This window comes from Acidobacteriota bacterium, from assembly GCA_016196065.1.
In the GTDB taxonomy this organism is placed as follows: Bacteria; Acidobacteriota; Terriglobia; order Terriglobales; family Acidobacteriaceae; genus Acidiflorens.
In genome coordinates this window covers 143,150-161,383 of record JACPYL010000025.1, presented here as the reverse complement: position 1 = coordinate 161,383, position 18,234 = coordinate 143,150, and the positions used below count along the sequence as shown (strand labels likewise).

At 56.3% G+C, this 18,234-nt stretch carries 11 protein-coding genes; 7 read left to right on the top strand and 4 right to left on the bottom strand.

Translation table 11 applies throughout. The annotated features are described in order from the left end of the window. Nucleotides 1–219: 219 nt before the first annotated feature. Complete coding sequence (locus HY010_18480; GenBank protein MBI3477725.1) at nt 220–3,639, bottom strand: TonB-dependent receptor; 3,420 nt, start codon at nt 3,637–3,639, stop codon at nt 220–222. Between the two features lie 201 nt (nt 3,640–3,840). Here HY010_18480 and HY010_18475 point away from each other — a divergent pair, with 201 nt between their 5' ends. Further along, nucleotides 3,841–5,943, top strand: coding sequence for a sulfatase-like hydrolase/transferase (locus HY010_18475; GenBank protein MBI3477724.1), 2,103 nt, complete (start codon nt 3,841–3,843; stop codon nt 5,941–5,943). A 108-nt stretch (nt 5,944–6,051) separates the two neighbouring features. Here the strand turns inward: HY010_18475 and HY010_18470 are convergent, their stop codons facing one another. Further along, the gene (locus tag HY010_18470; GenBank protein ID MBI3477723.1) at nt 6,052–8,313 is read right to left on the bottom strand and encodes a TonB-dependent receptor; all 2,262 of its coding nucleotides are present in this window, start codon (nt 8,311–8,313) and stop codon (nt 6,052–6,054) included. Continuing rightward, nucleotides 8,217–9,746 carry a carboxypeptidase regulatory-like domain-containing protein gene (locus HY010_18465; GenBank protein MBI3477722.1) on the bottom strand — a complete coding sequence of 510 codons (1,530 nt, stop codon included), beginning with the start codon at nt 9,744–9,746 and terminating at the stop codon, nt 8,217–8,219. Before HY010_18465 ends, HY010_18470 begins: the two co-directional genes overlap by 97 nt. A gap of 223 nt (nt 9,747–9,969) precedes the next feature. On the opposite strand from HY010_18465, the gene HY010_18460 reads away from it, so the two are divergent. From HY010_18460 to HY010_18440, 5 genes are all read left to right on the top strand, one after another. Beyond that, nucleotides 9,970–10,191 (top strand): hypothetical protein, encoded by a 222-nt coding sequence (locus HY010_18460; GenBank protein MBI3477721.1) that lies wholly within the window; start codon nt 9,970–9,972, stop codon nt 10,189–10,191. A 75-nt stretch (nt 10,192–10,266) separates the two neighbouring features. Then, nucleotides 10,267–10,962, top strand: coding sequence for an L-ribulose-5-phosphate 4-epimerase (locus HY010_18455; protein MBI3477720.1), 696 nt, complete (start codon nt 10,267–10,269; stop codon nt 10,960–10,962). Then, the gene (locus HY010_18450; GenBank protein ID MBI3477719.1) at nt 10,959–11,192 is read left to right on the top strand and encodes a hypothetical protein; all 234 of its coding nucleotides are present in this window, start codon (nt 10,959–10,961) and stop codon (nt 11,190–11,192) included. Before HY010_18455 ends, HY010_18450 begins: the two co-directional genes overlap by 4 nt. A gap of 14 nt (nt 11,193–11,206) precedes the next feature. Continuing rightward, complete coding sequence (locus tag HY010_18445; protein MBI3477718.1) at nt 11,207–12,796, top strand: ribulokinase; 1,590 nt, start codon at nt 11,207–11,209, stop codon at nt 12,794–12,796. A gap of 121 nt (nt 12,797–12,917) precedes the next feature. Then, on the top strand, nt 12,918–15,422 hold the full coding sequence (locus tag HY010_18440) for a glycoside hydrolase family 3 C-terminal domain-containing protein (protein ID MBI3477717.1): 2,505 nt from the start codon (nt 12,918–12,920) through the stop codon (nt 15,420–15,422). A gap of 49 nt (nt 15,423–15,471) precedes the next feature. Here HY010_18440 and HY010_18435 read toward each other — a convergent pair whose 3' ends face one another. Further along, the gene (locus tag HY010_18435) at nt 15,472–16,257 is read right to left on the bottom strand and encodes a GntR family transcriptional regulator (protein MBI3477716.1); all 786 of its coding nucleotides are present in this window, start codon (nt 16,255–16,257) and stop codon (nt 15,472–15,474) included. Nucleotides 16,258–16,495: 238 nt separating this feature from the next. Between HY010_18435 and HY010_18430 the strand changes: the two genes are divergently transcribed. Next, nucleotides 16,496–18,232 (top strand): DUF4434 domain-containing protein, encoded by a 1,737-nt coding sequence (locus HY010_18430; protein ID MBI3477715.1) that lies wholly within the window; start codon nt 16,496–16,498, stop codon nt 18,230–18,232. Nucleotides 18,233–18,234: the final 2 nt, after the last annotated feature.

The window sequence follows — 18,234 nt, the reverse complement described above, 5'->3', positions numbered from 1 at the left end:
TTTCACTCGCCAATGCGAACTCATCTAAGCTGCGCTAATGTGTTGATTCTTCGTTCCACAAGTACTCTTAATCAGTAGGTTGAAGGTTCGATTCCTTCCGCGCTCACCACTTAACCCTCGGTGGTAGCACTATTCAAAAAGGTTGTTTCTTGGTTCGCAGAATCCAAGAAGACGGGGGAAAACCTCCGGTTTTCCCCGCATGATTTCTCTGCGTTGATGTTAGAACTCAATTCGCAAAGCGAACTGCCCAACGCGGTTTCCACCACTGTCACTGCCACGCGCGCTGGTGACGACACCGAAAGCGCCGCCGACATTTGTGTCCGGATCGGCCAGGTTGGGATGGTTGGGAAGGTTGGTGAAGCTGCTTTCGAACTTGCAGTTCACACGCTCGGATATCCGGAAATCTTTGGCGAGCCCAAGCGACAGGTTAATCGTGCCGGGGCCGATGAGATTTCCGGTAGCGCTGTTGCCAAATATTCCCTTCGGATCTTCAAAATTGCAGCCGGAGAATTGGCCTTTGGGGTCCCCGGGGCAGGCGAACACATCAGCATTCCAATAATGGTCGGGTTTCGGGTTCGAAATGTTGGGATTGCCGAAAGAATCCGGACGCTGCCCAGCAGTTCGACTGGCTTGCGTGCCTGTCCCCGAGGAGTCGCCTTGCACCCATGCCGTCAGGAACGGTCCGGTTTGAGCAAGGAAAATGGTACTTAGCCTCCAGCCTCCAAGGAACCCATTCACCACGCTGTTGGCGCCTCCCATAAAGCGCTTGCCCCTACCGATGGGCAGTTCATAAAGCATGGTGGTCATCCAACGATGTCGCCGCGTGCCGCTGGCGTTGCCCCAGTCTCCGTGCCGGTTAAATCGGTTCAGCGAGGCTCCGTCTCCGGCCTCTCCGCCGAAAAACGACCCAGGGAACGATTCGTCGTCCGCCAGGTTATGTGCCCAGGTCCATGTGGATTGAAAGGTGAGACCGTTGGAATACTTGTGGATCAATTCGGTCTGCATGGAATGGTAGGAACTGGTTGCGCCGCTGGCCCGCGAATAGATGAAACTCCAATTCGGAAATGGCCGGTCCGAGTCTGGTCTGGAGAAGTAAGGGGTCGTAGACGGCAGTGGTTGATTGAGATTCGGGGCCCACGTGAGTTGAAGTCCCCGACTGCCAATGTACGAGAGACGCAGGGCAGTGTTGCCGTGCAAAGTTCGTTCGGCCGTAAGGTTCCACTGAATTACGTATGGGTCTTTCTTATCGAACTGGTTCGAGGTTTCAAATTTCTGTGTGCCAAGCGCCAGCCCGAGTGGGTCGCCGTTCTGAACGTTGGGGAACTGGAAGAATCCCGAGTCGCCAGGGAACTCATTGGCAAAATTGGCCTGAAAACCATCGTGAACGCCGGCGATGGAATAAAATACTGACCCTAAAGTCGTTACGGAATAGACTCCCACACCGCCGCGGACGACGGTTGAGTTGTCTGCAAGCGGCCGATAGGCAAAACCAAATCGCGGACTGAAATGAGAATAGGTCTTACGCAATCCTTCCGGCCAGCCGGCCTGCTTGGCAGTCAGGAAGGGAGTACAGGGGCTATTTGGATCGGGATTTGGGTTGACCTGGTTGGGTGAGTTGCAGGCATTGATATTCTGCGCAAACAGCGGTTGCGTTGCCGCCAGAGATCTTGGGTCGGACGAGATGATGACCCGCCCCGTGCCGGGTACGCTGGGATCAAAGTTGGTGTGATTGATGGGATCGTCAAAAGGTGGCAGCCTCGTAAACCGTATTCCCACGTCCAGAGTCAGCTTGGGAGTAACCTTGAATGTATCCTCCGCGTACGCATAGTAGTGCGTGGTCCTGCCGTCGATATTGGGAGCGGTGTGGGTGACGTAACTGTAGTAGGGAACTCCCAACATGAAGTCGGCAAAATCGTAGCCTGTGTACTGGCCGTTGAACCAAAAATCTCCGTAGTCGTCCCCGGTGCTGGAATACCAACCATCCGTCAAGCGAAGCTTGCGCCAATCGAAACCAAACTTCATCGTGTGCTTGCCTTTGGTCCAGGTCAGGTTCTCATTAATCTGAAAATTCCTGTTGATCTGGTAGGAAGGACGCGAATGGTTAATGCGTGAAACATCGTCGAAATAGCCACCAAAGCCAGGCACCATTTGGGGGAAGCCGCCCGGGGGAAACGGTCCCAGTCCGTTGAGTGCCAAGTCTTGCATGAAGGCCGGGCCATCCAAAGAGAAGGTCCCGTAGTTGTTACCGCGGCTGAGTCCGCCGCGCAATTCATTCACCAGGGTCGGTGTGATCGCATAGTTATGAGCCAGAACAACCTGATGTTGCGTGTCGTAGTTGATTTGCGAAGGGAGGCCCAATCCGCTGGGAGAGGTACTGTTGCTCGTCTTGTACGACCAGCGTCCAAATACATTCTGCTTGGAATTGATGGTGTGATCGATTCGAACGTCGAACTGATCGGAGAGGATCGGGTTCGGAACATTCACAATGTGATTATCGAAGTGAAAGTCGTTAACGTCCCCGGCATTCGGCAAGGGATAATATTTCAATATCAAGGGAGCAACGCGATTGATCTGATCGGTGGGGATCGTATTGTTGTCGTAAGGATTTCCATCGAGATCAAACACTGTCACCGGTTGCTGGCGATCCTGATCGTAAAAAAGGTTGTTGAAGTTGCCGTCCCGCATCGCCTGGGTGGGCACCGTCTCGTGAATCGTTCCCCCAGTGCGATACCGCATTCCCTCGTAGGTCACGGTGAAGAAGGTTTTGTTCCTGAAGATCGGCCCACCCAGGGAACCGCCAAAGGTGTTGGCGCTCTTGGCCGCCTTGCCCACAGTCTGGTTTCCGAATGGAATGGCGTCGAGCGCGGCATTCTGCAGGTACTCAAACGCCGCGCCATGGAACGCGTTGGTACCACTCTTGGTGGTCGTGGTGACGTCGCCCACCTGGCCATATTCGGCGCTATTCTCAACCCCCTGAACTTTCATTTCGGCGATATTTTCTGCGGAAGGGAACATTTCAGTCTGCGCGCCGGCAAACCGGATGTTCGCGGTAGAAATTCCATCCACCGAATATTCGACCTGAAAGGGCTTGGCGCCTTGTACCCCGATTTTGCCCCCTGAATCCGCCTGGACGCCCGGCAAGTACATCAGCAACGCATATGGACTGGTGCTCCCCGCTCCGCGGTAGTTCGCCGGCAAGGAAAGAACTTCGTTGCTACCAAAACTTGCCGAGATCGTAGCTGACTCGGTGTTGATTAATTCCGCATTGGCTTCCACTGAGACTTTTTCGGCGGTGCTCCCCATCACGAGTTTCAAGTCGGCACGCACGGTCTGCCGCGCCAACAACCGAATCTCAGTCACGGACACTTCGCGAAAGCCGGTTACTTTCGCCGTTACGGTATACAGTCCCGCTTTCATGTTCTCGGCCTGATAATTGCCCTGCGCATCGCTATGCACTTCGCGTGAGATATTTTCGCCCTGGTTCGTGACCGTGACGGACACGTTCGGCATCACGGCGCCAGAAGGGTCGGTGACTGTTCCTAGAAGCGTTCCAAAGGTGGTTTGTGCAAGGACAGGTGTTGCAAGACACGCCAGGCACAGCGTAATGCTCATTGCACAGCTGAATGATCTGAGCGTCATGGGAAGCCCCCTCATCTTTTTCGAATCGTCGCAATCCTGAACCGCGAAGCTAGTACGGTGGGGCAGGGGATCTAGCTTCTCCACAATTTCCGCGAAGCATATTTCACAACTCCGCTGGAGTCAAGGCTTGATAGCGATACCTATACGTTGGTATAGGTCCGGTGTAGACTGGCCAATCTTTACGTGGGAGCGAGAAAGACGATGCGTCAGGCTGTACAAGATGGAACTGCCCACATGGTTCCGAAGGTGGGGGTTTGGGCCGGTTCGCGCCGGTTGTTTTTATTTTTTTTGCCGATCGTGTTGCTGGCAGCTTACGTTTTCGGTTCTCCTAGCGGCAAGCCTGCCGTTTCACCGCGCCCAAATATCATTCTCATTACACTCGATACGACTCGGGCCGATCGTATGGGGTTCCTCGGTTCGCAGCGCGGTCTCACGCCCAATCTGGACGCGCTCGCAAGCAAATCATCTGTTTTTTCCCGCGCTTATGCTCAGGTCCCCCTGACCACGCCGTCACACGCGGTCATCCTTACGGGGACGTATCCGCAGTTCAATCAAGTGAATTACATGGGTGATCCTCTCGGCCAGACGCTGCCGTTCTTGCCGGACATTCTCCACAAGAGCGGATACCGGACCGCGGCATTTGTTGGCGCGCTGGTGCTGGAACCGAAGAGGCTCGCAATGGGTTTCGAACGAGGCTTCGATGTGTATGACGCAGGGTTTCATCGGCGGAGGGCAAACGAGGATCGATATCACAGCCTGGAACGGCGCGGTGAAGATGTAGTCGGCCATGCTCTCGGTTGGCTTGGCAAGCGGCCTCCGGGACCGTTCTTTCTCTGGGTACATCTCTACGATCCCCATGATCCCTATAGTCCCCCGGAACCCTTCAAGACGCGTTATCAAGCGGAGCCTTACGACGGAGAGATCGCCTATACAGACGCAGTTCTCGCCAAACTACTAGCCGGGTTGCGAACGCGCGGCCTGCTCGATACGGCGGTGGTTGCGGTCATGGCCGATCATGGAGAGGCATTCGGAGAGCATGGAGAGAATCATCACGGCATTTTTCTTTACGATGAAACCATCCACGTGCCCTTGCTGATCAAAGTACCTGGACAGCGGGCCGCGCAGAACGTCGCCACGCGAGTGGGCTTGGTCGATGTTGCACCCACGATCCTGCAAGCGGCACGACTGCCTGTCCCCTCGGGCATGCAAGGCGAGTCGCTGATGAGCTTGATGACGTCCGCCGACACAACGGTCGTCGAGCGCGGCGACGGCCCGAATGCGCCGCGACCCGTCTATTCGGAAAGCGGTTATGGTCATCTGTCATTTGGCTGGAGCAAATTGCAGGCTTGGCGGACCGCGAAGCATTTGTATGTGGGGGCTCCGGAGCGCGAGTTATACGACCAGGTAGCGGACCCGCTTTCGGCGCACAACCTCGCCGCTGATTCGAAAGCGATTGCCGACACAGCTGTGGCCCAAATGGCGGAGTTCTACCGCAAAACAAAAGGGGGCGCACAAGAAAGGAAGCCGCTGAATCTCGAGCAATCCGAAAGCTTGCACGCACTCGGCTATCTCAGCTCTTCTTCTGCGAGTGCGGACGGCGGGGACCAGGAAGGTGGCGTGGACCCGAAACAAAAGATCGCGATCGCCAACCTTCTCTATGACGCTCTCGTGGAGACCGAACAAGAACAGTTTCAGGAGGCGGCTCCAATCCTGGAACAAGTTCTCAAAGAGGAGCCAAATACTCCGATCGCCTTGCTGCAACTGGGCAGGGCGTACATGGCAATGAAGGAGTATCAGAAGGCGGTGGCGCCACTGCAGAGTCTGGTAGAAAAGAAACCCGAGGATGCGTTTGCTCGCTACGAATTAGGGTGCGCCCTGGTGAAAACCGGTCATTGGGACGACGCATTGCCGCACTTCGAAGCCGCTGTTTCGCAAATGACTAGTTCTTCCATGATGCACTTCTATTTGGCACTGGTGTATCAGCGCGTCGCGCGCGTTCCTGAAGCAGCGGGAGAGTTTCGGAATGCGGTTCGGCTCGACCCGAACAATTTCGGCGCGAACTTTCTTCTGGGGCGCTTGCTGCTTCGAGAGCCCAAGCCGGCGGAGGCATTACCGTACCTGAAGAAAGCGACCAGGCTTCGTCCAGATTCCATCGACGCGCATGGCTTCCTTGCGAATGCTTACACGGAACTAGGACAGACGACGAATGCTGCGCGGGAACTTGCGGAAGCAGAACGCCTCCGGTCGCATGGAGGGTCCAGACTTGGAACGCCTTCAGAAGACATAGCTCCAAATCGACACTAGTCAGACATCCGTCGTTAGGCCATTTTCCGCGCAAAATCCAAGCCGCCAGCAGAGGATAGCCGGACGGCTTGCAGCAGACTGCTACGTGCAACCTGACGTTCTATCAAGCTAGAAGTTAAACTTCACCGCCAACTGCATCTCTCTCGGCCCGACTGATGTATAGGTAACCTTTCCGAAGTTGTCATCGTCCACCGCGGTGACTGGCGCGCCAAACACGGGATGATTGAACGCATTCTTGGCCTCGATACGAAATTCGAGGTTCATCTCTTCGCGAATCGTGATTTGCTTCCCTAAGGACAAATCGCTGGTGAACGACCAGGGACTGCGGATGCTTCCCATCGCTCGTGGAGCGTTGCCTATCGTGAAGTCGTCGGGGCGCTGGAACACGCTGGGATCCGCAAAGTAGTTGTCTACCCAATCGGAGCCGTGATTGCGCTTGGGCGTGCCCACAATGTTGGGCCGCTGTCCTCCATAAGTCGGAAGAGATTGACCGTCAGCAACGGAGAAGGCTAACGGACGTCCATCGGCGATCCGCCAGATGCCATTTGTTTTCCAGCCACCGATAATCATCTCGAGAACTCGAGGCATATTGCCCAGCATGGCGCGTCCGCGTCCAAAGGGCAGGTCGTAGGTATAGCTGAACTGCACCACATGGGGAATGTCGAACGTGGAGAGACTCCGCTCCAGCCATGGCTTGTTGGGGTTCTGCAGACTTGTAAAGCTCCCCAGCCAAGTCACATTATCGTCTGCGTTGGAGGAGTCGTCGATCGACTTCGACCACGTGTAGCTCACGAGCAACTGCAAGCCGTTAGAGTACTTCTTCTCCGCGAGCAACTGCAGCCCGTGATAGATGGAATTGGCAATCAGCTGCGGTTCCGTAGCAACACTGGTGAAGTGTGGATAGGGAGACAGCAACTGAGAATATTGAACCTGCGGACCAGACAGAGAACTGTTGGGGTCGGTGATGATTCCTGCGAACGGGTTGTCTACGAAGCTATTCAGGCAGGAGATAGTGAGAGTCAGGCACGGCTGGTCAGGGTCCGGGCCCGTGATGGGCAAGCTCTCAACCCACGGCCCGAGGTGGTTGGGCTGGTTCGCGCCGCTGAAAGGTAAGTGTGTCCCCTTCTTTCCGATGTACTCCGCATTGATCACGATGTTACCGGGCAGTTGGCGCTCGATCCCGAAGCTCCAGCTCTGCTCGTAGGGAGTTCTGTTCCCTGCAGCGGTGCGAAGCGGGCCATTCGCCCCAAAGCCCACATCGTTCATCAATCCCAGCGAGTTCCCCGCGGGCTGGATTAAGCCGTTGGGGAAGGGATCGCCCAAGTGCAAGTAGGGAGTGGCGCCATCATTCAGATACGTGGTGATGGCGTTGGTGGACTGGTTGAAGCCCTGAGCGCCATAGGGCACGACGCCCGTCACGCCCGATCGCGACTGGCCGTAGTAAATGCCGTAGCCTCCACGCACCACCATCTTCGGAGCAAACTGGTAGGCGAAGCCGATGCGTGGCTGGAGGTTGCTCCAGTCCGTTTTGTAGTTTGTACGTTGCTTGGAGTTTGCAAAAAATTCGCCGCCGGTCAGGGGAACCGTCACGGGTTGACCGGTGACCGCATCGGCATAAGTGAGGCTGCCGCCATTCAAAGGACTTGCCACATTCGGATCAAACCAGTTCTGCCGATTATGGCGATCGGTGCGAGGTAGGGTAACGTCATAGCGCAATCCTAGATTCAGAGTCAGTTTGGGATTGAACTTCCAGTTGTCCTGCACGAAGAAGCCGTACTGGTAATTTGTGGTGGCGGGCGCGAACTGGATCTCGTAGGACGAGCCACAGCCGTTGCCGCCGCAACCCTGGGATAGCTGGCCCATCAGGAAGCTGGCCATCGAATCGCCGCCGCACTCGTCGCGTCCTGTGGGACAGCCATACGTGCCGTCGGTACCGAAGGAGAAGACGCCGTTGGGGGCGTTGGTTTGGATGTAGTTGATCTGATGGATTCGGCTGTCAACGCCAAACTTGATCTCGTGCTTACCATGCACCTTGTCGAGCGTGGCGGCAAGTTGTCCCGTGTCCTGGCCCAAACGGTAGTTCCCATAAGGATCAGTGCCGATGTTGGTGTAGCCAGCACTCGGGTACTGATCGATAAAGATCGCGGGAACGCCCTTGAATCCGTTGCTGTCCAGGTATGAGGGGAAGTTCAGTTCGGCGAGCGGGTCCGCAACGCCGTGAGGGCTGTAGGCGTTGATGTGCCATACCCCGCGAGTAAATCCAAGAGTGAGGTTCAATAACAGGGTCGGACTAAAAGTGTGCGTGTCATTGATGGCAAACAGGTGGGCATTGGTCCACCCTGGCAGGGATCGGCGAAGTTTTTGAAGCAATCCAGGCCCAGCCCGTGACTGTATTGATACGAAAACTTCACGCTCATCAAATTGTTTTCGCTGAAGCGATGGTCGACTTTGATATCAAACTGGTCGTTGTAACTGTGGCTTGAGCCGGAACCGAACCAGTTCTGGTAGATGTCTCCTCCCGAAAAATTAGGCTCTGGAAAAAGGTTCATCATCTTCTGCGCGATTGGATCAATCAGGTTGCCCGGAACGCCTGGAGGTGGCTGAAGATTCGCCGGCAGATTCGGACTACCAGGGCTGATGTAGTTAGCGACGTTGTTAAATGGGATGAATAGGCTGCGCACTGCGCCGCCCTGATCGGAGTCGAAAACTCCCGAGTACGGATCCCAGATCTGGCCGCTTGCCACATCGCACAGTCCGGTGTCGTCGAACGCCCCTCCCTGGGCTGCACACACTTCGCCAAAGTCGCCCGTCCGCATGAGATCGGTGGGGACTGCTCCAGAGGCCGTGCCCAGCCCCGAAGAACGCAAGCGGTCATAGTCGAAAAAGAAAAACGTCTTGTTCTTGATGATCGGCCCGCCGATGGTAAAGCCGTAATTGTTACGGCGCAGGGGCGGAATGGCATCGCCTGCCCGGTTCGCGAACCAGTTGTTCGCGTCGAGGCTATCGTCGCGGACGAAGTCGTACACGCTGCCATGAAATTTGTTCGTGCCCGAGCGGGTGATCATGTTGACCACGGACGCTCCGGAAAATCCATACTCTGCGCTGAAGTTAGTCTGCTGCACCTTGAATTCTTCGATCGCTTCCGGAGAGGGCAGGTAGGTAGCTTGCGTAATGCCACCGTTGGGTTCCGAGTTTGTGACCGAAGCGCCGTCGGACAGAATGTCCGCTGTCGATCCGCGGCTTCCGTTGGAAACAAAATTTGTGCCGGTGCAGGTCGCGTCGCATTGGTCATCCATTTCGGTGACGCCGGGCGCCAGTGAGGTCAGCGCGATCACATTGCGGTCGATCAACGGCAGGTTATTGATGAACCTGCGATTGACGACTTGGCCGGTCTCCGCATCTTCAGTCTGGATGGACTGTCCCTGCGCCTCCACCTGGACGTTCTGGCTGGCTCCCGCCACTTTCAGGGTCAGATTCGCCGTCGCGTTCTCGTTGATGTCGACTTTGAGCCTGGCGCTAACCGCTTTGTCGAAGCCCTTCATTTCCGCCGAGACCGTATAGACTCCGGGCGGAATGGAACGGAGCAGATAGCGCCCGCTGCTATCGGAAGTCGTCTTGAACAGAAATCCCTTTTGTTGATCGGTAAGGACGACGTTTGCGTTCTGCACCACTGCTCCGGTGGCGTCAGTCAACTGGCCGCTGACTGTTCCGAAATAGGCTTGGCCTAAAAGCAGAGCCGGCAGCAAGAGCGCGAGGCAAATCAGAACCAACCAGCGGGACTTCGACGTGGAACGCTTCGGCATGATGATCTCCATTGATCACTTCTTTCGGGCCGGGGCAAGGGTCTAGTGCGACTGGCACAAGAAGCCTTATTAAAACGGTTCATTATCTGTTCAGAGGTGGGGCCGACGTCAAGCAAGTTCTTCTACAGTGCGGCTCTTGCAACATTTCTCCCCCCAGGGGAGCATTGCCAGTAAACCGCGCACCGGAGTTGCTTGACTACTCAGGCTCACGCCCGTTCCCTCAATGACCTCCGCCTCCGGTGCAGTAGTTACGACCGATGGCGTGAGCGATTTTCGCCTGGCCTCTCATGCATTGCTGAAGGAAGTGCAGCGGGATGCGGCTGCTCCCGGGACCGAGCACAACTTCCTGCCAGGTTGGTTTTGCGGCAGTCGACTGCTCTCGCGGTGTCCCCGCGTCCGCGTGGGGGCAAGAACGGCGCTGATCCGCAAGGCGGCATTTCGTTGACAAGCCGCGGGCGCGTTGGATAAGGTTTGCGCTGTCAGAAGGTGTGTACTTGAAATTCCCTGGTGAGCCATGCTGTTGAAGAAGCTGCGTGAAGAAGTACTGGAGGCGAACCTCGAACTCGTTCGACGCGGGCTTGTGCTTTATACCTTCGGCAATGCCAGCGGAATCTCGCGAGAGGAAGGCCTGGTCGCAATCAAGCCGAGCGGTGTTCCCTACGAGGAACTGACTCCAGAGCATATGGTAATTGCGGATCTGGACGGAAAGGTCGTCGAAGGGAAACTTCGCCCATCTTCGGATCTGCCCACGCATCTCGCTCTCTACCGCCGATTCGCAGCAGTGGGCGGAGTTGCTCACACGCATTCCGAGTTCGGCACAGCCTGGGCTCAGGCGGGACGCCCGATTCCATGTTTCGGCACTACCCATGCAGATTATTTTCACGGCGCCGTTCCCGTGACCAAACCTCTATCGGCGCAAGAAATAGAGGGCGACTACGAAGACAATACTGGGACGGCGATCTGTCACGTCTTCGAGAAGACTGACCCAATGGCGATTCCAGCCGTGCTGGTTGCCGGTCACGCTCCGTTTTGCTGGGGCGCGAATGTCGCGGAAGCCGCGCACAACGCGGTCATCCTGGAGTACGTCGCCAAGATGGCGTATCACACGGTTGCGATCCGCGCGGACGCGCCGCCGCTGCAGCGCGAGCTGCATGACAAACATTTCCTGCGCAAGCACGGCAAGAACGCGCATTACGGACAGGAGCCTGTGCGATGAGCCTTGCTCTGATGCTGGCCTTTGCCCAGTTGGCACACCTCTCGACGGTTCTAGAAAAGTTTGGCGGCGCTGGAGTCGTCGAGGTTAAGGGGATGCAATCGCCCCTGCGTTGTATCTGCGAGCGAGGCTTCGAACATCATGTGGCCGCAAACTTCTCCATCGTTGCAGATGCGGTCCACGAAGCGACCACTCGGTACCTGGGCTGGGATATGCATCGGCATCAGAACTAACGGCGAGGCAGGGAATGGCGATTGTCGCAGGAGTAGATTTCGGCACGCTGAGTGTTCGTGTCTCGATTGTCGATAGCGTTCGCGGGATGCTGGCCTCGGCGACTTCTGAATATCCGTTGCATCGTAAGAAAGACGATCCCGAGTTTGCCACGCAATCTCACGACGACCACATGCGGGCCCTCGCCACTGCTACCCGGCAGGCGGTAAAGGAGGCGGAGATTTCCGGCGACCAGGTTCGGTCGATTGCACTCGATACGACGGGATCGTCCGTAATTCCCGTCGGCAAGGGACTGGTTCCTCTGGATGACTACTACCTCTGGTGCGATCACCGCGCGAAACTCGAAGCAGCGGAAATTACCGAGTTAGCACATCGCGAAAACCTGCCGGCCATCCATTGGTGCGGTGGCGTGTATTCCTCGGAGTGGGGCTTTTCGAAACTGCTGCACTGGCTGCGGCACAACCCCGACAAGCGTTCCCGGTTCGTCTCGGCTTTTGAGCACTGCGACATGGTGGCCGCGGAGCTTTGCGGGATCACGGATCCAAAACAGGTCCGGCGTAGTGTTTGCGCCATGGGCCACAAGTGGTTGTGGAATCGCGAACTCGGTGGTCTGCCTCCAGAAAGTTTCTGGACCAAGGTGGATCCTCTACTGGCAGGTGTCCGCGAGAAACTCGATGGCGAATATGCGACGTCAGACAAGATCGCTGGAAGCCTGTCATCTCATTGGGCTGAAAAACTCGGGTTGAGCGCCGGCATTCCGATTCCAGTGGGAGCATTCGATGCGCACTGGGACGCCATCGGCGCGGGCGCGCAAGAAGGCGATGTCGTGAATGTTGTGGGCACCTCAACCTGCATCATTGCCTATGCGGCTAAGGCTGCTCTGATCCCGGGACTCTGCGGTGTTGTGCCGGGAAGTGTCCATCCGAACTTTACCGGGATCGAAGCGGGACTTTCCGCCACCGGAGACATCTTCAGCGCGATTGCAACTCGAGCGAATACGACGGTCGCAGAACTGAGTCGAGGCCTGGAGAACTATCGTGCCGGCCAGACTGGCCTGTTGCGCATGACTTGGGACAACGGGGACCGCACAGTCCTGGTGAATCCGAATTTGAGGGGCATCACTCTCGGCTGGAATCTGCAGAGTACAGCGCAGGACGAACTGTTTGCGGCCATCGAAGGCACCGCATTTCATACTCGCGTGATTCTCGATCGCATGAGCGAATATGGCGCACCCACCAAAAGAGTGATCAACGGGGGAGGAATTCCGCAAAACAATCCGGTGCTCAACCAGGTTTACGCGAACGTGTTGGACCGGCCCGTTCTCGTACCCAGCGGGAAGGTGACGGGACTCGGGTCCGCGATCTTCGCGTTTCTGGCCGCAGGGTCCTTCCGAACCATTGAGGAAGCGCAAGAAAAGGTTTGTCCGCCGCATACCGTTTACAAGCCGGAGGCGCACACACGTAAGACATACGGCGAACTGTATGACTTGTACCAGCGCACTTATCTCGATTTCGGACAGCCGATCGCCGGTTCCCGGTTCGGAGATGTACTTCCGAGATTGATTCACCTCGCGGATCAGCAACAGGCGAAGAAAACCGAAGCCTGATCCACGCTGTCTCCTGATTTCTCGGTAAGCCCTGCAATCTGGCGTTTGTGATCGAGAAGCAGAGAAGAATATGATTCATGCGATCGTCCGTAGTTTTCCGAACGATTCGGGAGAAAGAACCATGCGCAGTCGAATATTGATTCTCGCAATTTTATTTCTACTCTGTGGGCCATGGGGCGTCGCGAAAAACGCACCCACTTCAAAAGTCGCTGCTGAGCAACGAGTCGATTCTCTACTGGAGAAGATGACGCTCGAAGAAAAAATAACGATTTTCGGCGGTATCAACAGCTTTTATACACAGGCAATTTCGCGGCTCGGGATTCCATCCCTAAAGATGTCCGACGGACCTCTCGGCGTGCATGACTATGGCCCGACCACGGCCTACCCAGCAGGTATTGCGCTGGCGGCCTCGTGGGACATGGAACTCGCCGGGCGGGTCGGCACCATGATGGGGAGAGATGCGCGCGCCCGCGGGGTCCATTTTATTCTCGCTCCCGGAATGAACATCTACCGTGCCCCGATGAACGGACGCAATTTTGAGTATTTCGGAGAAGATCCATTTCTTGCGGCCAGGGTGGCCGTGTCGCTCATCAAGGGCATCCAGAGTCAGCGCGTGATCGCAACCGCCAAGCACTTCGCAGGCAACAACTCGGAGTATGGACGAATGGACGTCAGCTCCGACATCGACGAAAGGACGTTGCGGGAAATCTATCTCCCCGCGTTCGAAGCTTCCGTGAAGGAGGCGAAAGTCGGCGCGATCATGGATGCCTACAACCCGGTGAACGGCGTCTACATGACGCAGAACCAGCACCTCAACAACGAAATCCTCAAGAAGGAATGGGGCTTTGACGGCATCCTGATGTCCGACTGGGGCGCCACTCACGACGGTGTCGCCGCCGCCAACGGCGGCCTTGATCTCGAGATGCCCAATGCCTCATTCATGAATCGGGACGCTCTTCTTCCCGCGATCAAAGACGGGAGAGTGTCCATCGCAACCATTGACGACAAAGTGCGGCGCATCCTGCGGAAGGCGATCGAGTTTGGTTTCTTCGATCAGCCTCAAACCGATACCGGGATTCCGCAGCTCGATCAAGAGGGGAGGCAAGTTGTTGTGCAAGAGGCTCGCGAGGGAATGGTGCTGCTGAAGAACGCCGGCGGAGTGCTTCCGCTCGATAAGTCCAGGGTGAAAACGATCGCGGTGATCGGGCCCAATGCCTATCCCGCTGTGATCGGTGGAGGCGGAAGTTCTCTTACCAAGCCGTTTAATGCGGTTAGCTTTCTAGAGGGAATCAGCAACTATCTTGGTAGTGGCGTTAAGGTGCTGTATGCACCGGACGTTCCCGATTTGGCGGAGGTTTTCGCAAGCTCCGAAAGCCTGGCCTCTCCCGACGGAAGCAGCGGGCTCAAGGGAGAGTACTTCAATAACGAAACCCTGGAAGGGAAGCCCGCACTGGTGCGCGTCGATCCTCGCGTGGACTTTCAATGGGGCGATGCCAGCTATGGGGCGAATGGCCCGGTCGATCACTTCTCCGTTCGCTGGACGGGTAGTTTCATTCCCAAGCAATCGGGAGACTACAGCTTTTACACCAATTCCGACGACGGAGTCCGTCTCTTCATCGACGAGCAGCAGGTTATCAGTGATTGGCAACGTCACTCGGAGACGGTGAACAGCTATGCCGCGCACCTCGAAGCAGGGCAGGAATACAAGATCCGCCTCGAATATTTCGAAGCTGTCGGCGGAGCGACGATAGGTTTCGCGGTATCTCCAACCGGGAAGTGGATTGGCAGCGCGACGAAGGCGCTGGCGAAGAATGCCGATGCGGTCATTCTCTGTGTTGGCTTCGAGCCGAACACGGAAAGCGAAGGATCGGACCGCACGTTCCGCCTCCCGGCAGGGCAGGAAGCGCTGATCCACCAGATCAGTGAGGCAAACAAGAACACCATCGTCGTGCTGACAGCCGGCGGCAACGTTGCGATGAACGACTGGATTGACAATGTTGCGGGCCTGCTCCACGCTTGGTATCCAGGACAGGAAGGCGGGACCGCGCTCGCGCAGATTCTGTTTGGCGAGTACAGTCCCTCCGGCAAGTTGCCGGCGTCTTTCGAACGCCGCTGGGAGGACAATGCCACCAACCACAGCTACTATCCTCAAAAAAAGGAAGAGAAAAGAGTCGACTACTCCGAGGGAGTGTTTGTAGGCTATCGGCACTTCGACCGCGCGACCGTTAAGCCGAGGTTTGCCTTTGGGTATGGCCTTTCCTACACAACGTTCGCATACAAGAATCTGTCGATTTCGCCGCGCGCTGGAAATCTCAGCGGCCCCATCACCGTTTCTTTCGATCTGACGAACACCGGAAAGCGGGAAGGCGCCGAAGTAGCGGAAGTGTACGTTGGCGATGGCCACGCCACCGTTGCCCGACCAGTCAAAGAACTGAAGGGATTCGCAAGAGTGAATCTAAAAGCCGGAGAAAGCAGGCGTGTTTCGATTCAGCTGGACCGCCGGGCGTTTTCTTTCTACGACGTCGAATCGAAAGACTGGAAGGCCGAAGCCGGAGATTTCTTGTTGCTGGTGGGCAACTCGTCCGACGATATTCGCCTGCAAGGGACGTTCAACCTGGCGAAGTAAGCGCTGTCCTGCGAGGGGCGTCAAAGCGCGATCACTCGTGCATGCGCTTCTACGCCTTGCGAACCGACACGACCGAGGCAGTGTACCGATCCGCGCGTAGCAACGAAACACTGTATTCGATTGGGACGCGCTGTACGTCATACGTCGTTTCTTTGATCAGGAGTAGCGCGCTGGCGGGCGCGGTTTGCAGGATGCGGGCATGCTCCTCCGTGGCCGTGATCGCGCCGATAACCTCTTCCGCCCATTGCAGTTTCCGGTGATAGACGTTCTCGAACACCTGGTAGAGCGACTGCCGGGCGAGATCTTGTTTTTCAAGTCCATGGAACAGCCGAACTGGCAGATGACTGGTCACGACCGCTACCGGTTTCTTGTTTACAAATCGAAGCCGCTGCAGGCGGTAGATTTTTTCTTCCGGGGAAAGCTTGAGCGCCTGTGCAGTCTCCGCATCCGGCGGCTGTATTTCCAGGGTGAGAACCTTCGCGGAGGGGACTAAACCTCGCCGACGCATCTCCTCGCTGAAGCCGCGCAATTGTTGAAAGTCCCAGGGAACGCGGCCCGATCCAATAATCGGTCGCTTGCCTTTGGCGATGATCAGGAGTCCTTCGGAACGCAATTTCTGAAACGCCTGGCGAACCGGCATCTTGCTGATGCCCAGCTCGCGTGCGATTTCGCCCTCGGAGCAAAAGCCTTGTCCTTCTTGCAGGGCGCCGTCCTTCACGAGAGTTCGCACGCGGTCAACAATCTGCTCGTAGTAGGGAACATAGCTCGTGCCATCCAGCACCAGGCCGAGCGATTCGGCCGGTAAACCATCAGGGGGTGAAATGAGAGTTGGCATCGATATTCAAACCTATGCACGTAGTATACAACGTAGGTAGGTCGCCGCGCATCACTATTTTCTTTTGAGCCCCCGGTGACCGACAACACAGACTTTGATGTCTGCAACCCACACATAAATATCGTTATTACTGTGAATATGGCCTTGCCTAGGAATCTGGGGATCGGCAGGTAGAGAAGAAACTCATTGACAACATATATACATATGATGTTTTCATGTGATCGCTGGAGCTGAGAGAGTGTCTCTTCGTCGACAATCCGTGATCAGCGTCTTCATGATGTGTTGGTGCTGCCTCGCTGCTGGCGCCGCACAACCGTGTTCGAGTCCTTCGTTGCGCGGATCGTTTGTGCAACCAGCGCTTGGTGATGCCTGGACTTTAAAACAGTGGCGTCACGAATTCCAATCCATGAAGGCAGCGGGCCTCGATCAGATGGTCATTCAATGGACGGCCGATAGCAAGGATCAGACCACGATCTATCCGTCGGCGCTCGCCGGTTACACCCAAGACACGCATCACGATGTTGTGGAGCGCGCTCTGCATGCGGCCGATGGGAGTGGCGTCAAAATATACCTGGGACTACAAATCAATAATGATTGGTGGACGAAGTACCTGAATGATGCGGACTGGCTCAGGAACGAGGCCAGCATTGCCAATCTTCTCGCGGACGATCTCACGCGGCGCTACCGGCTTCATCCATCACTGGCGGGATGGTATCTGGGATTTGAAGTCGACAACATCGAAACCGCTCCCGCTCAGTGGGACAATCTGATTTCGTTTTACAGAACGGTTGGGCAGCACCTCCATAAATTGACGCCGGGGAAGCCGATCATCATTTCGCCCTTCTTCGAGTCGCGGTCCGGTCTCTCCTCTGCCGAATGGCAGACGATGTGGGAATACATCCTGAAGCGGAGCCCAATCGACATCATGGCGTTGCAGGATGGCGTGGGTGCGGGCCATGTGACGCCTACGCAACTACCGGAGTGGTTCGGAGCGACCAGAAACGCGATTCACAATGCTCGTCCTCGAATGGCGTTGTGGGCGGACACAGAAACATTCAAGGCGGGATTCGTGACCATGCCGATCCGCTCCATCGTCGACGACATGTGTGCCGTGCAGCCGTATGTGACCGGCTATCTCAGTTTCAGTTTCAACCACTACTTGAGTCCGCAGCAGGCCAATCCGTTGTACTACCAGACTTACATGGGCTATCGCGCCACGGGAAAAGTGGAATCGGTCTCGCCGACGCAGCCCTTGAACGTCAGCGGAGTGGCCGTCGATTCCCTTACCGTTCAACTCACATGGACTGCCTCCACGGACAATTTAGGCGTGATCGGCTACCGGATTTTACGGGACGGCACGCGGGCAACGACGACGCATGACGTTGAGACTACCTACGAAGACAACGGACTAACGCCCGGAACGACCTACTCCTACCAGATTGAAGCACTGGATGCGGCGGGGAATGCTTCGGTCGCAAGCGATCCGGTCACGGTGACGACTCCGCCACCGCACCTGTATCCCATCAACCTAGCTCTGGGCAAACAGTACAGCACGACGATGCCAGCGGATGCGAGCTATCCCGACAGCTTGGGTGTTGAGTTGACGGACGGAATTCTGGATTCCTCGAACTTCGCCGATCCAGCCTGGCAGGGCCGAGCGACGACGAAGACATATTCGTTCACGATTGATCTGGGCGCGACCCATGACATTAAAGAAATTCGCAGTGACTGGCTTCAGGATGAGGCGTCGGGAATTCTCTTGCCGAAGCAAGTTCACTGCTCAGTCTCGACAGATAACGTGATTTTCAAAACGGTCGGCACGGTGAAGAAGCCGTTGCTGAACGATGACACGCAAGCATTCTGGTACACGCTCACAGATTTGACAGGAGTGAAGGGACGCTACGTGCAGGTACAGGTCGTGCCCGGATCCAGCGCCGGCTGGACATTCATCGACGAGATCGAAGTGCGCCAGTAATG